Annotated in this window: 12 protein-coding genes; 7 read left to right on the top strand and 5 right to left on the bottom strand. The window is 72.7% G+C overall.

Annotated elements, in window-relative coordinates:
* Nucleotides 1-21: 21 nt before the first annotated feature.
* Together ACFO9I_RS00740 and ACFO9I_RS00735 are read left to right on the top strand one after the other, a co-directional pair.
* The gene (locus ACFO9I_RS00740) at nucleotides 22-1,317 is read left to right on the top strand and encodes a hemolysin family protein (protein WP_379176820.1); all 1,296 of its coding nucleotides are present in this window, start codon (nucleotides 22-24) and stop codon (nucleotides 1,315-1,317) included.
* Nucleotides 1,318-1,380: 63 nt separating this feature from the next.
* The gene (locus tag ACFO9I_RS00735) at nucleotides 1,381-2,718 is read left to right on the top strand and encodes a chloride channel protein (protein ID WP_379176818.1); all 1,338 of its coding nucleotides are present in this window, start codon (nucleotides 1,381-1,383) and stop codon (nucleotides 2,716-2,718) included.
* Here the strand turns inward: ACFO9I_RS00735 and argS are convergent.
* Nucleotides 2,696-4,423, bottom strand: a complete 1,728-nt coding sequence (gene argS, locus ACFO9I_RS00730) for an arginine--tRNA ligase (RefSeq protein ID WP_379176816.1) — start codon at nucleotides 4,421-4,423, stop codon at nucleotides 2,696-2,698. The two genes, ACFO9I_RS00735 and argS, sit on opposite strands and share 23 nt — an antisense overlap.
* Before the next feature lie 135 nt (nucleotides 4,424-4,558).
* Between argS and ACFO9I_RS00725 the strand changes: the two genes are divergently transcribed.
* Together ACFO9I_RS00725 and ACFO9I_RS00720 are read left to right on the top strand one after the other, a co-directional pair.
* Nucleotides 4,559-5,794 carry an LCP family protein gene (locus ACFO9I_RS00725; RefSeq protein WP_379176814.1) on the top strand — a complete coding sequence of 412 codons (1,236 nt, stop codon included), beginning with the start codon at nucleotides 4,559-4,561 and terminating at the stop codon, nucleotides 5,792-5,794.
* A gap of 10 nt (nucleotides 5,795-5,804) precedes the next feature.
* Nucleotides 5,805-5,966 (top strand): hypothetical protein, encoded by a 162-nt coding sequence (locus tag ACFO9I_RS00720; protein WP_379176812.1) that lies wholly within the window; start codon nucleotides 5,805-5,807, stop codon nucleotides 5,964-5,966.
* Nucleotides 5,967-6,002: 36 nt separating this feature from the next.
* On the opposite strand, the gene ACFO9I_RS00715 is transcribed toward ACFO9I_RS00720, so the two are convergent.
* The 3 genes from ACFO9I_RS00715 to ACFO9I_RS00705 all read right to left on the bottom strand — a co-directional run bounded on the left by ACFO9I_RS00715 (nucleotide 6,003) and on the right by ACFO9I_RS00705 (nucleotide 7,421).
* A complete protein-coding gene (locus ACFO9I_RS00715) occupies nucleotides 6,003-6,362 on the bottom strand; it encodes an MscL family protein (RefSeq protein ID WP_379176810.1) in 360 nt (119 codons plus the stop codon).
* Between the two features lie 52 nt (nucleotides 6,363-6,414).
* The gene (locus tag ACFO9I_RS00710) at nucleotides 6,415-7,050 is read right to left on the bottom strand and encodes an RcpC/CpaB family pilus assembly protein (RefSeq protein WP_379176808.1); all 636 of its coding nucleotides are present in this window, start codon (nucleotides 7,048-7,050) and stop codon (nucleotides 6,415-6,417) included.
* A 71-nt stretch (nucleotides 7,051-7,121) separates the two neighbouring features.
* A complete protein-coding gene (locus ACFO9I_RS00705) occupies nucleotides 7,122-7,421 on the bottom strand; it encodes an FmdB family zinc ribbon protein (protein ID WP_379176806.1) in 300 nt (99 codons plus the stop codon).
* An 82-nt stretch (nucleotides 7,422-7,503) separates the two neighbouring features.
* Here ACFO9I_RS00705 and ACFO9I_RS00700 point away from each other — a divergent pair, with 82 nt between their 5' ends.
* Nucleotides 7,504-10,137: a penicillin acylase family protein gene (locus ACFO9I_RS00700; RefSeq protein WP_379176804.1), complete on the top strand. Its 2,634-nt coding sequence runs from the start codon at nucleotides 7,504-7,506 to the stop codon at nucleotides 10,135-10,137.
* Here ACFO9I_RS00700 and ACFO9I_RS00695 read toward each other — a convergent pair.
* Nucleotides 10,134-10,754: a 5-formyltetrahydrofolate cyclo-ligase gene (locus ACFO9I_RS00695; RefSeq protein WP_379176802.1), complete on the bottom strand. Its 621-nt coding sequence runs from the start codon at nucleotides 10,752-10,754 to the stop codon at nucleotides 10,134-10,136. The two genes, ACFO9I_RS00700 and ACFO9I_RS00695, sit on opposite strands and share 4 nt — an antisense overlap.
* 23 nt (nucleotides 10,755-10,777) lie before the next feature.
* On the opposite strand from ACFO9I_RS00695, the gene ACFO9I_RS00690 reads away from it, so the two are divergent.
* Entirely contained in the window at nucleotides 10,778-12,190 is a 1,413-nt protein-coding gene (locus ACFO9I_RS00690; RefSeq protein ID WP_379176800.1) for a UTP--glucose-1-phosphate uridylyltransferase, read from the top strand.
* Complete coding sequence (glp, locus tag ACFO9I_RS00685; RefSeq protein ID WP_379176798.1) at nucleotides 12,183-13,415, top strand: gephyrin-like molybdotransferase Glp; 1,233 nt, start codon at nucleotides 12,183-12,185, stop codon at nucleotides 13,413-13,415. Before ACFO9I_RS00690 ends, glp begins: the two co-directional genes overlap by 8 nt.
* The last annotated feature ends 34 nt before the right edge of the window (nucleotides 13,416-13,449 follow it).

Genomic DNA, 13,449 nt, shown 5'->3' with positions numbered 1-13,449 from the left:
AGTCGGGGGTGAACGGGCCTGATGGACAGCCAGACCTTCCTCAACCTCGGCCTGGTCCTCGTCTTCGTCCTCGTGGGCGGCGTCTTCGCCGCCACCGAGATCGCACTCGTCTCGCTGCGCGACAGCCAGCTGGTGCGGCTGGAACGCCAGGGTGCCCGCGGGGCACGCGTGGCCGCCGTCGCGCGCGACCCCAACCGGTTCCTCGCCGCCGTGCAGATCGGCGTGACCGTGGCCGGCTTCTTCTCCGCGGCGTACGGCGGCTCGACGCTGGCCCCCGACCTGGCGCCGCACCTGCAGAGCCTGGGCCTGCCCGCCGAGGCGGCCGACACGACCGCTCTCGTCGTGATGACCCTGGTGATCGCCTACCTGTCGCTGGTCCTCGGCGAGCTCGTGCCCAAGCGGCTCGCCCTCCAGCGCTCGGCCGGGCTCTCCCTCGCGGTGGCGCCACCGCTGGACCGGTTCGCCACGCTCATGCGACCGGTGATCGCGCTGCTGTCCGCGTCGACGAACGTCGTGGTCCGCCTGCTCGGTGGCGATCCGTCGGCGACGGGCGAGCAGCTGTCGGAGGAGGAGCTGCGCGACATCGTCGCCACCCACGAAGGCCTGGGCGAGCAGGAGCGCCGCATCCTGCGCGACGTCTTCCAGGCCTCCCGCACCACCCTCAAGGAGGTGATGCGGCCGCGCGGTGAGGTCGAGTTCCTCGCGGCCGACCTCCCGCTCGTGGACGCCGTCGAGCGGGTGCGGACGAAGCCGTGGTCGCGCTACCCGGTGACCGGGGCCGGCTTCGACGACGTGCTCGGTTTCCTGCACGTCCGGGACCTGCTGGGGGTCACGGGCGACGACCCCCGGGTGGTCGGCGACGTGCGGCGGGACGTGCTGATGCTGCCCGCCACCAACAAGGTGCTGCCCTCCGTCTCGACCATGCGCCAGGAGGGCGTGCACCTCGCGGTCGTCATCGACGAGTACGGCGGCACCGACGGCATCGCCACGCTGGAGGACCTCGTCGAGGAGCTGGTCGGCGAGATCCGCGACGAGTACGACGCCACCGAGCCGCGCACGGACGACATCGGCACCTCCTCGACCGTGGACGCCGGCATCACGATCGAGGAGTTCGCCGAGACGACCGGGCTCGAGCTCCAGGACGGCAGCTACGAGACCGTGGCGGGCTACCTCATCTCCCGGCTGGGACGCATCCCGCGCGTGGGTGACTCGGTCGACATCACGGGGGCGCGGCTTGAGGTGACGCAGATGGCCGGCATGCGGGTGGCCGAGGTGCGCGTGCTGCCCGCTCGCCGGCCCGGTCCGGACCTGTGGTGACGGCGCCCGCCTCACTCGCTCCGGGCGATCTGCTCGGGCGGGTCGTCGTGGTACGGCTGAGCAGTGGACACGCAAGGCACCCAGACGGCCGCCCCCGCGGGCGCGGCGACGCCTGACCCGTTCGCGCTGCTGCGCAGCCGCGGGTACGTCGGCCTGCTGGTGCTGGGGGCGCTCGTCGGCGTCCCGGTCGCCGTCGTCGCCTACTTCTTCCTGGCCCTCGTCACCAAGGCGCAGCACTGGGTCTTCGACAGCCTGCCCGACGCGCTGGGGCTCGACTCCTCACCGATCTGGTGGCCGGTCGTGCCGCTGGTGCTCTGCGGCCTCGTGGTGGGGCTGACCCTGAGGTACCTGCACGGCACCGGCGGTCACCGGCCCGCCGAGGGCTTCAAGGCGAGCGGTGCCACCGACCCGCGGGACCTGCCGGGCATCGCGCTGGCCTCGCTCGCCACGCTGTGCCTGGGCGCGGTGCTCGGCCCGGAGGCGCCGCTGATCGCGATCGGCAGCGGCCTCGGCGTGCTCGCGGTGCGCCTGCTGAAGAAGGACGCCCCGCAGTCGGCGGTCGGGGTCATCGCGGCGGCCGGGAGCTTCGCCGCCATCGCCACCCTCCTCGGGTCACCGATCACCGGCGCCTTCCTGCTCATGGAGGCGGCCGGGCTGGCCGGGACGATGATGGGCGTGGTGCTGCTGCCCGGCCTGCTGGCCGCCGGCATCGGGGCGCTGATCTTCGTCGGGCTCGACGGGTGGACCGGCCTGGGCACCTTCTCGCTCGCGATCCCCGACCTCCCGACCGCGTCCGCGCCGACCGTGAGCGAGTTCCTCTGGGCGATCGCGATCGGCCTCGTGGCGGCGTTCCTCGGCCTGCTGATCAGGCGCGGGGCGCTGGCCCTGCAACCGGTCGTCGAGCGCCGGCAGGTCCTGCTCACCCCGGTGGTCGGCCTGGGGGTGGCCCTGGTGGCCGTCGCCTTCGAGGCCGCGACGGACCGGGACGCGTCGTACGTCCTCTTCTCGGGCCAGGACGCGCTGCCGGACCTGGTGCGGGAGGCGTCCTCGTGGTCCGCGGGCGCGCTGGTCCTGCTGGTGGTGTGCAAGGGCCTCGCCTACAGCCTCTCGCTGAGCTGCTTCCGCGGCGGCCCCGTCTTCCCGGCCATGTTCGTCGGCGCCGCGCTGGGCATCCTCGCCGCCGAGCTGCCGGGGCTCTCCACACTCGCCGGAGTGGGCATCGGCATCGGCGCGATGACCGTGGCCATGCTCCGGCTGCCCCTGGTGTCGGTGCTGCTGCCCTCGCTGCTGCTGGTCAGCGACGCGGTCGCCCTGATGCCGCTCGTCATCGTGGGCGTGGTGACGTCGTACGTCGCCTCCGCGTGGCTCACACCGCCGGTCACATCCGCTGAGGCGCCGTGATGCCGAGCAGGCCCAGCCCCTGCTCGAGCACGGCCAGCGTCACCGCGCACAGCCGCAGCCGCGAGGCACGGACCTCCGCCTCGGAGGCCTTGAGCACCGGGCAGCGGTCGTAGAACGTCGTGAACGTCTGCGCGAGGTCGAAGAGGTAGGTGCACAGCCGGTGCGGCTCCAGCGTGGCGCCGACGCCGGCCACGACGTCGCCGAACCCGAGCAGCGCGAGCATCAGCTCCCGCTCGGCCTCCTCGGTCTGCACGACCGGGCCGTCCTGGGTGTCGCCGGCTCGGCGCAGGATCGAGCGGATCCGTGCGGCGGCGTACTGCAGGTAGGGGCCGGTGTTGCCGGTGAGCGACACCATCCGGTCCAGGTCGAAGGTGTACTCGCTGTCGTGGGCGACCGAGAGGTCGGCGTACTTCACCGCGCCGATGCCGACCTGGCGGGCGACCAGCTGCCGCTCGGCGTCCGGCATCTCGGGCCGTGCCTCGGCGATCACCGCCGCCGCGCGCTCCACGGCCTCGTCGAGCAGCGCCCGGAGCCGGACCGGCGCGCCGCTGCGGGTCTTGAGGATCTTGCCGTCGGGGCCCAGGACGTTGCCGATCTGGACGTGCACGACCTCGACGTCGTCGGTCAGCCAGCCGGCCCTGCGCGCGGTGGCGAAGACCATCTGCAGGTGCAGGTGCTGGGGGGCGCCGATCACGTAGAGGATCCGGTCGGCCCCGAGGTCGCGGACCCGGTGCCGGATCGTGGCGAGGTCGGTCGTGGCGTAGCCGTAGCCACCGTCGCTCTTGCGGATGATCAGCGGCACCGGCTTGCCCTCGCGGCCGGTGAACTCCTCGAGGAAGACGCACAGCGCCCCCTCGCTCATGGTCGCGATCCCGGCCGCCTCGAGCTCCTCGCAGATGCCGGGCAGCTCGTCGTTGTACGTCGACTCGCCGGCCAGGTCGGCGTCGGTCAGGGTGACGTCGAGGGTGGAGTAGATGGAGTTGAAGTACGCCGTGGAGAGGTCGATCAGCTCCTGCCAGAGGCGCAGCGTGTCGGGGTCGCCGGCCTGCAGCGCCACCACCCGGCGCCGGGCCCGGTCGGCGAAGCCACCCTCGTCGGCGTCGAACTCGGCGCGTGCGCCCTGGTAGAACGCGTTCGGGTCGGTGGCCAGCAGCCTGGCCTGCTCGGAGTCCTCGCCGACGTCGAGCAGGTGCTCGATGAGCATCCCGAACGGGGTGCCCCAGTCGCCGATGTGGTTCTGCCTGACCACCCGGTGCCCGAGGTGCTCGAGCGTCCGGGCCAGCGCGTCGCCGACCACGGTCGTGCGCAGGTGGCCGACGTGCATCTCCTTGGCCACGTTCGGCGCCGAGTAGTCGACCGGGACCACCTGGGCCTCCTGGACGGGGACCCCGAGCCGAGCGTCGCCGGCCAGCGCCGTGACCTGCCCGGCCAGCCAGTCCCCGCGCAGGGTGAGGTTGACGAAGCCGGGCCCGCTGACGACCGGCGCCAGGCACACGTCGGAGACGTCGAGGTGCTCCACCAGCGCCTCGGCGACGGCGCGGGGGCTGCTGCCGAGCCGCTTGGCCAGCGCCAGGGCGACGTTGGCCTGGAAGTCGGCGAACTGCGAGGGACGGAGCACCGGGTCGGTGCCGGCGTGCTCGGGCCCGAAGGCCGCGCCGAGGGCGCGCTGGAGGCGGTCGGTGAGCACGTCGGCGGGGCTGGTCATGCCGCTCAGGGTAGGCGTCGCCGGGGGCCGGGCCGACGCCGGGTTTGGTCGAAAGGGCAGGTCAACGGCACACTTTGGAGATTGCGCGTAGGTTCGTCCTGCGCCGTGCTGACCCGAGCCCCGAGGTGAACATCCATGTCCGACGCTGAGCAGAGCAGTGCCCAGCCGGAGCCCGGCGCGCCCAAGAGGCGCGGCAAGAAGCGCAAGAGACACACGGTCGCCAAGGTCGTGGTCGCCGCGCTCGTGGTGCTCGGCATGGTCACCGGCCTCTCCGTCGTGTTCATCTACCGCCACCTCAACGGCAACCTCAACGTCGTCGACCTGACCCAGCAGCTCGGCACCGACCGCCCCGACAAGGTGGCCGTCGAGGGCCCGCACGAGCCGCTGAACATCCTGGTGATGGGGTCCGACGCCCGCGACTGCGAGGGCTGCAACATCGACAACCTCACCGGGATGGGGGAGCGGTCGGACACCACGATCCTGATCCACCTCTCGGCCGACCGCACCCGCGCCTACGGCATCAGCATCCCGCGCGACTCGATGGTCGACCGGCCGACCTGCAAGTCCGAGGACGGGGGAGACATCCCCGGCGGCACCCACGTGATGTGGAACGAGGCCTTCTCCGTGGGCGGCCCGGCCTGCACGATCCGCCAGTTCGAGCAGCTCAGCGGCGTGCTCGTGGACCACTTCGTGGTCGTCAACTTCGAGGGCTTCAAGGACATGGTCGACGCGATCGGCGGCGTCGAGGTCTGCATCCCCGAGGACATCGTCGACCCGGCGCACGGCATCAACATCCCGGCCGGCACCCGCAAGCTCGAGGGCCAGCAGGCGCTCAACTACGTCCGCGAGCGGTACGTCGTGGGCAACGGCTCCGACATCGGCCGGATGAAGCGCCAGCAGGCGTTCATCGCCTCGATGGCCCATCAGGTCGTCACCGCCGGGACCCTCGCGAACCCGATCAAGGTGGTGCGCTTCCTCGAGGCCGCGACCCAGTCGATCACCCTCGACAAGGAGATCGGCAGCCTGAAGAAGATCGGCCAGCTCGGCTACGAGTTCCGCGACATCGGGCTGGACAAGATCCAGTTCATCACCATCCCGAACACCGTCGACCCCGCGGACGCCAACCACCTGGTGTGGACCCCGGAGGCCAAGCAGGTCTGGAAGAAGATCGCGAAGGACGAGCCGCTGACCAAGCGGCTCGCCGAGGACGTGATCAGCGCCGGCAACGTGCCCGGCACGTCGGGCAGCAGCAACCCCTCGGGGAGCGGCTCGTCGTCGTCGTCGCCGTCGCCCGGTGGCGGTGGCGGTGGCTCGGGCAGCACCGAGGGTCCGGACGCCCAGACGCTCAGCGACGCCGGCCTGTGTGCCTGAGGAGCCGGGCATGACCGAGGAGACCGACTGGGAGCGTCGTCGCCGGCTGGCCGCGATCTTCGGGGACGTGCTCCCCGAGACGACCGCCGACGAGCGGGAGCCCGAGACCGGGTCGGCCGAGGACGCCGGCGAGGCCTGGCTGAAGTCGCAGGTGCCGCCCCACCACGGCTGACGCGCGCTCCGGCGCGTCAGGCCGTGTGAGACCGCGTCAGACCTGGCGCTGGGCGAGCAGGTCGCGGATCTCCTGCAGCAGCTTCACGTCCTCGGGCGTGCCCGGCTCGGGGCTGGGGAAGTAGCGCTCCTTGGCCACGGTGTACGGCTTGACGATGAAGAAGTACACGACCGCGGAGATCACCAGGAACGAGATCACCGACGTGATCCACACCCCCACCGAGACCCCGCCGGGGCTGTAGGTGGAGAAGTCCGGCGTGCCGCCGACCTTCCCGATCAGGTCCATGATCAGCCCGACCGTCGCCGTGACGACCGCGGCGAACGCGGCCGCCATGATGAAGGCGACGGCGAGCTCGACGAGGTTGCCGCGGAGGATGAAGTTCTTGAACCCGGTCATGTGCTGCTCCTAGTCGTCCGAGATGCCCAACCCGTTCGGGGATGACTGCACGCTAACGGGCGTAGGTGAAGGTCAGGAAGTAGCGCACGGCGGCGTCCGCGACGGCCGGAACGTCGCCCGGCTCGGCGCCCACGACCACCAGCCGTCCGCCCACCTCGCCGGCGGCCGACGGCTCCGTGGTCGCGACGGGGACGGCGAGGACCGGCACGTCGGCCGCCACGACCCGGGCGCCGGAGCCCTGCGGGTCGGCCGCGACCAGGTCGACCCGGTCGCCCGGGCGCAGGAGCCCGGCCATGCCGGCGTCGGGCAGCCGCACCGGCATCGCGACCCGGCCCGGGTGCGCCGCGGCCAGGGCAGGGCCGACCAGGCGGACGTCGGTGACCGGCTCCCCGGCGCGCAGCGGCGCGGCGAGCACCCGGCCCTCCGGGTGGTCGACCAGCCCGGCCGGTGCAGCGTCCGGAGACAGGTCGGCCTCCGCCAGGTCGTCGGCCGCGAGGACCGAGCCGGCGGGCAGGTCGCGGGCCGCCACGCGCACCGACAGGGCCGGCGGAGGCGGCGCCGCGGTGGCGTGCAGGCCGGTGGCCACCGCGACGGCGGTGAGCGCCGCGGCCAGCAGCCGACGGCGCCGCAGCACGGCGCGGCGTACCGAGCGGAGCAGGCGGACCAGGTGGTCGCGGGTCGAGGTCATGGCCCCGACGGTAGGAGTTCTCGCGCCGCCCCGGGCCGGCTCTCCACAGGCCCCTCATGGGGCCCGGCGGGTCAGTCCTTGGCGGCCGACGCGGTCGCGGCGGGCTTGCTGTCGCTCGAGCTGGTCGACGAGGAGTCGCTCGACGTCGTGGTCGAGGAGCTGCTCGAGGAGGAGGTCGTCGACGAGGATCCCGCCGAGCGGCTGTCGGTGCGGTAGAAGCCCGAGCCCTTGAAGACGACGCCCACGGCGTTGAAGACCTTGCGCAGGCGACCGTCGCACTCCGGGCAGACGGTGAGCGCGTCGTCGGAGAAGCTCTGGAACTGCTCGAAGGCGTGGCCGCACTCGGTGCAGGCGTACTGGTAGGTCGGCACGGTTCTCCTTGATGGCGTCGGGTCGGCTGGCACTCGGCCCCGGCGACTGCCAATCATACGGCACGGCAGAATGGCCGGCACCATGACCGAGCAGCCCGATCCCCGTCCGTCGGAGCCCGGCGCCGGCACCCGCTCCGGCCCTGTCAGCTGGTGGCGTGCCTTCCTCGGCTGGCCCCGTCCGGCCCGGATCGCGGCGTACGTCGCCGCCGGGCTGGTGCTCGTCCTGGTGGCCGGGCTGGTCACCGGCGCCGTCCTGGTCCGGCGGCCGTTCCCGCAGACGACCGGCACCCTCGAGGTCCCGGGTCTCACGGGGAAGGTCGAGGTGGTCCGCGACGACCACGGGATCCCGCAGCTCTACGGGGACTCGGTCGAGGACCTGATGCGGGCGCAGGGCTACGTCCACGCCCAGGAACGGTTCTTCGAGATGGACGTGCGACGGCACGCCACCGCCGGCCGGCTCGCGGAGATGTTCGGCAAGGACGCGCTCGAGAGCGACGAGATGGTCCGCACCATGGGCTGGCGGCGGGTCGCCGAGCGCGAGCTCGCGCTGATCAAGCCCGAGACCCGGACCGCGCTGGAGGCGTACGCCGACGGCGTCAACGCCTACCTCGACGAGCACTCGTCGAGCCAGATCGCGGTGGAGTACACCGTGCTCGACGCCGGCGGGCTCGACTACGAGCCGGAGCCCTGGACCGCCGTCGACTCGCTCTCCTGGCTCAAGGCCATGGCCTGGGACCTGCGCGGCAACATGACCGAGGAGATCGACCGGGTCCTGGCGCTGGCCGGCAACAGCGCCGAGCGGGTGGCCGAGCTGTACCCGCCGTACCCCTTCGCCGAGCACGCGCCGATCGTCGGCCAGGGCGCCGTCGTCGACGGTGTCTTCGACCAGGACGCGACCCCGGGCGCGACCCGGAACCCGCAGCGGCCGGCGTACACCGCGGGGGCGCGTGCCGCGCTCGAGCGGCTGCGCCACGGCATCGCGCGGATGCCCACGCTGCTCGGGCGCGGGGACGGCGTCGGCAGCAACAGCTGGGTGGTCGACGGTGACCACTCCGCCACCGGGGCGCCGCTGCTCGCCAACGACCCCCACCTCGGCACCAGCCTGCCGGGGGTCTGGATGCAGATGGGGCTGCACTGCACGACGGTCTCCGAGGACTGCCCCCTCGACGTCGCCGGCTTCACGTTCTCGGGGGTCCCGGGTGTGATCATCGGCCACAACGCCGACATCGCCTGGGGCTTCACCAACCTCGGTCCCGACGTCAGCGACCTGTTCCTCGAGCGGGTCGAGGGCGACCGGTGGCGCTACGACGGCCGGCTGCGTCCCCTGCGCACCCGCACCGAGACGATCAAGGTCGACGGCGGCGACGACGTCCGGATCACCGTGCGCTCGACGAAGCACGGTCCGCTGCTCTCCGAGGTCTCCGACGAGCTCGAGGACGTGGGCGCCGACGCGCAGGTGCCGGGGCGCCCCGACGACGAGGAGTACGCCGTCGCGCTGTCCTGGACCGCGCTGAAGCCGGCCCCCACCGCGGACGCCATCCTCGAGCTCGACCTGGCGACCGACTGGGACTCCTTCCGGGCCGCGGCCTCGGCCTTCGCGGTGCCGGCGCAGAACCTGGTCTACGCCGACACCGACGGGCACATCGGCTACCAGGCGCCCGGCCGGATCCCGATCCGCAAGTCCGGCAACGACGGGCAGCTGCCCGTGGCCGGCTGGCTGCCTGAGAACGACTGGACCGGCGACTACGTGCCCTTCTCCGGGCTGCCCAACGTCCTCGACCCCGACGAGGGCTTCATCGTCACCGCCAACCAGGCGGTGATCGGGCAGGACTACCCCTACCGGCTCACCGACGACTGGGACCAGGGCTACCGCTCCCAGCGGATCCGGGACCGGCTCTCGGAGGAGGGGGAGCTCTCGGTCGACGAGATGCTCGCGCTCCAGCTCGACGACCGGAACCCGATGGGCCCGGTGCTCACGCCCTTCCTCCTCGACGTTCGGTTGCCGCACGGCTACTACTCGGCCGGGCAGCGGCTGCTGCGCTCGTGGGACTTCTCCCAGCCCGCCGACAGCGCAGCGGCGGCGTACTTCAACGTCGTCTGGAGCAACCTGCTCCGGCTGACCTTCGACGACGACCTGCCCGAGGACCAGTGGCCCGACGGCGGCGACCGGTGGTTCGCGGTCGTGAGCCGGCTGCTGGAGAAGCCGTCGGACCCGTGGTGGGACGACAGCGCGACCAGCGGGGTGGAGACCCGCGACGACGTCCTGGCCGCGGCGATGACCGCGGCGCGCGACGAGCTGACCCGGCGCCAGGACGTGCACCCCGACGAGTGGAGCTGGGGGCGCCTGCACCGCCTCGACCTGCACCAGGCGGCGCTCGGCGAGTCCGGCATCGGCCCCGTCGAGTGGCTGGTCAACCGCGGACCCTGGGACCTCGCGGGCGGCAGCGCGGCCGTGGACGCGACCGGCTGGGACGCCGCCGACGGCTACGCCGTCGAGACCGCCCCGTCGATGCGGATGGTGGTCTCGCTCGGCGACCTCGACCGGTCCCGGTGGATCAACCTCACCGGTGTCTCCGGGCACCCCTTCGACAGCCACTACACCGACCAGACCGACCTGTGGGCCGCCGGTGACACCCTGCCCTGGCCGTTCACCCGGTCGGCGGTGGAGGAAGCCGGCGAGGACACGCTCACGCTGGAGCCGGCCGGGTCGGACTAGCGGCCGAGGATCCGCACCCCCGAGGGAGTCGCGGCGGCGACCACCCGCCGGTCGTGGGGCTCGGCCGGCACGTCGATGCCGACCTCGTCGTCGTGGAGCAGGACGCAGGTGAACGTCCCGACGGGGACCCTCGCGAGGGCCCGGTCGTAGCAGCCGCCACCGCGGCCCAGGCGCAGCCCGTCGGAGGAGACCGCCAGGCCGGGCAGCAGGACCGCGTCGGCGGTGCCGACCGCGTCCGGCCCGAGCCGCTCGCCGACCGGCTCGAGCAGCCCGAGCCGGGCCGGTGCCAGGGTCCCCTCACCGCGGTAGACGGCCCAGTCGAGGTCCAGGTCGGGCAGCACCACGGGGAGGATCACCCGCTTGCCGGCGTCGGTGAGCGCGGCGAGGAGGTGGCCGGTGCCGGGCTCGTTGCCGATGGAGACGTACGCCGCCACGGTGGCCGCGCGACGCACCTCCGGGACCGCGAGCAGCACCTCCGCCAGCGCGCGTGACGTGTGCCCCACCTCCGCCAGCGAACGCCGGTTGCGGCGGGTCAGCAGCTGGTCGCGCAGCGCCAGCTTGGCCGTGGCGGCACCAGGTCCCGGAGACGGATCTGAGGGCATTTGCGGCGGGACCACCGGACCAGCCTACGATCGACTACATGGGTAGCGCAGGGTTGCACCGGGCACGCGACAAGATGGTCGCCGCGGGCGTCGACGAGGTCGCCATCGAGACGTTCGCGCACTACTACCGGCTCCTCGAGCACGGCGAGACCGGGATGATCCCCGAGTCGTCGATCGAGCCGGTGGACATGGAGCGGCTCGCGGACGTCGAGGTGGCCGACGAGGACGCCGCCGAGGCGATCCGCAGGACGGCCGTGATCAAGCTCAACGGCGGGCTCGGCACCTCCATGGGCATGGACCGCGCCAAGTCGCTGCTGTGCGTGCGTCGCGGGCTGTCGTTCCTCGACATCATCGCCCGGCAGGTGCTGCACCTCCGCACGGAGTACGACGCCACGCTGCCCCTGATCTTCATGGACTCCTTCCGCACCTCGGCGGACACGATGGCGGCGCTGGCCCGCTACGAGGACCTCAAGGTCGAGGGCCTGCCGCTGGAGTTCCTGCAGAACAAGGAGCCGAAGCTGCTCGCCTCGGACCTCTCGCCGGTGAGCTGGCCCAAGGACCCCGACCTCGAGTGGTGTCCCCCCGGCCACGGTGACCTCTACACGGCGCTGCGCGGCACGGGCCTGCTCGACCGGCTCCTCGACGCCGGCTACAGCTACGTGTTCGTCTCGAACTCCGACAACCTCGGGGCGGTCCCGGACGCGCGGGTCGCGGGCTGGTTCGCCACCTCGGGTGCGCCGTTCGCGATCGAGGCCGTGCGGCGTACCCCCTCCGACCGGAAGGGCGGCCACTTCGCCCGGCGCAAGAGCGACGGCCGGATCGTGCTGCGCGAGACCGCGCAGACGCTGCCCGAGGACGCCGAGGCACTGGCCGACCTCGACCGGCACCGGTTCTGCTCGACCAACAACCTGTGGTTCGACCTGGCCGCGATGAAGAACGCGCTGGACGTGCGCCAGGGGATCCTCGGCCTGCCGCTGATCCGCAACGTCAAGAACGTCGACCCCGGCGACAAGTCGACCCCCGAGGTGATCCAGGTGGAGACCGCGATGGGGGCGGCGATCGAGGTGTTCGAGGGTTCGCGGCTCATCGAGGTCGGGCGCGACCGGTTCGTGCCGGTGAAGACCACCAACGACCTGCTGGTGCTGCGCTCGGACGTCTACGACATCGGCCAGGACTTCGTGCTCGACCAGGTGGCCGACGCCCTGCCGTTCGTCGACCTCGACGCCGACCACTACAAGCTCGTCGGCGAGTTCGACAAGCGCTTCCCCGAGGGGGCGCCGTCGATGCGCAAGGCGACCGCCCTGCGGGTCGAGGGCGACTGGACCTTCGGCAAGGGGGTCGAGGTCATCGGCGACGTCACGCTCGAGGCCGCATCGGCCCAGCGGGTCGACGCCGGCGCGGTGCTCTCCGACGGCGCGGAGCGCGCCGCGGACGGGTCCACGCATGGGTGACGACCTGACCTCCGTCGAGGACCACCTGGCCCGCGTCCTCGATGCCGTCGGGCCGCTGCCGGACTTCCCGCAGCCGCTGATGGAGGCCCTCGACCTCGCGGCCGCCGAGGACGTCGTCGCCCCCATCCGGCTGCCGTCGTTCGACAACTCCGGCATGGACGGGTACGCCGTGTGCCACCGAGACGTGGTCACCGCGACCGACGAGTCGCCGGTGCACCTGCCCGTGGTCGGCGAGATCGGCGCCGGCCAGGCGCAGCTGCTGGCGATGTCGCCGGGGACGGCCGTGAAGATCATGACCGGCGCGCCGCTGCCCGCCGGTGCCGACTCCGTCGTGCCCTACGAGTGGACCGACCGCGGGGTCGCGCAGGTGCGGATCGGTCGGGCGCCCGAGCTCGGCCAGCACGTCCGCAGGGCCGGGGAGGACGTCGCCGAGGGCGACCTCCTCGTCGAGCACGGCACCGTCCTCGGCCCGCGCCACCTCGGCCTGCTGGCCTCGGTCGGCCGGGCCACGGTGCGCTCGCGCCCGCGGCCTCGCGTGGTGATCCTGTCCACCGGCTCGGAGCTGCGCGAGCCCGGGCAGCCGCTGGGCCACGACGCCATCTACGACGGCAACTCCTTCCTGCTCGCGGCGTCCGCGCGGCGGGCGGGCGCGATCGCCTACCGGGTCGGGATCGTCCCCGACGAGCCGCGCGCGTTCCTCGACGCCCTGCACGACCAGCTCGTGCGCGCCGACATCGTGGTGACCAGCGGCGGGGTGTCGCAGGGCGACTACGACGTCGTCAAGGAGGCGCTCACCCCCACCGGGACGGTCTGGTTCGGCGGGGTCGCGATGCAGCCGGGCAAGCCGCAGGGCTTCGGGGTGGTCGGCGAGGACCGGACGCCCATCTTCACGCTGCCGGGCAACCCGGTGTCGTCGTACATCTCCTTCGAGATGTTCGTGCTCCCCGCGATCCGCCGGCTGATGGGCAAGACGCCGGTCTCCCGACCGACCACGCGGGCCCGGCTTACGCGTGCGATCAGCTCGCCGGCGGGCCGGCGCCAGTTCGTGCGCGGGGAGTACGCCGTGGACGGCGGCGGGCCGTACGTCAGCCCGGTCGGCGGGCACGGGTCGCACCTGATCGGTGACCTCGCGTCGTCCAACGCGTTGGTGGTGGTGCCCGAGGACGTCACCTCGGTGCCCGCGGGCGAGCAGGTGCAGGTGCTGCTGCTCGACCAGGACTTCTAGAGGGGGATCTGTGGACCGGTTGACCCACGTCGAC

It is taken from the genome of Nocardioides sp. GCM10023255 (genome assembly GCF_042653125.1).
Taxonomy (GTDB): Bacteria; Actinomycetota; Actinomycetes; order Propionibacteriales; family Nocardioidaceae; genus Nocardioides.
Note: the sequence above shows the minus strand (reverse complement) of the source record. Positions and strands in the feature narration are given on the sequence as shown.

Excerpts from the sequence above, each read along its gene's own strand:
- ACFO9I_RS00740 (WP_379176820.1), top strand. The coding sequence starts at position 22 with ATGGACAGCCAGACCTTCCTCAACCTCGGCCTGGTCCTCGTCTTCGTC.
- argS (WP_379176816.1), bottom strand. The coding sequence starts at position 4,423 with ATGACCAGCCCCGCCGACGTGCTCACCGACCGCCTCCAGCGCGCCCTC.
- ACFO9I_RS00725 (WP_379176814.1), top strand. The coding sequence starts at position 4,559 with ATGTCCGACGCTGAGCAGAGCAGTGCCCAGCCGGAGCCCGGCGCGCCC.
- ACFO9I_RS00720 (WP_379176812.1), top strand. The coding sequence starts at position 5,805 with ATGACCGAGGAGACCGACTGGGAGCGTCGTCGCCGGCTGGCCGCGATC.
- ACFO9I_RS00715 (WP_379176810.1), bottom strand. The coding sequence starts at position 6,362 with ATGACCGGGTTCAAGAACTTCATCCTCCGCGGCAACCTCGTCGAGCTC.
- ACFO9I_RS00710 (WP_379176808.1), bottom strand. The coding sequence starts at position 7,050 with ATGACCTCGACCCGCGACCACCTGGTCCGCCTGCTCCGCTCGGTACGC.
- ACFO9I_RS00700 (WP_379176804.1), top strand. The coding sequence starts at position 7,504 with ATGACCGAGCAGCCCGATCCCCGTCCGTCGGAGCCCGGCGCCGGCACC.
- ACFO9I_RS00690 (WP_379176800.1), top strand. The coding sequence starts at position 10,778 with ATGGGTAGCGCAGGGTTGCACCGGGCACGCGACAAGATGGTCGCCGCG.
- glp (WP_379176798.1), top strand. The coding sequence starts at position 12,183 with ATGGGTGACGACCTGACCTCCGTCGAGGACCACCTGGCCCGCGTCCTC.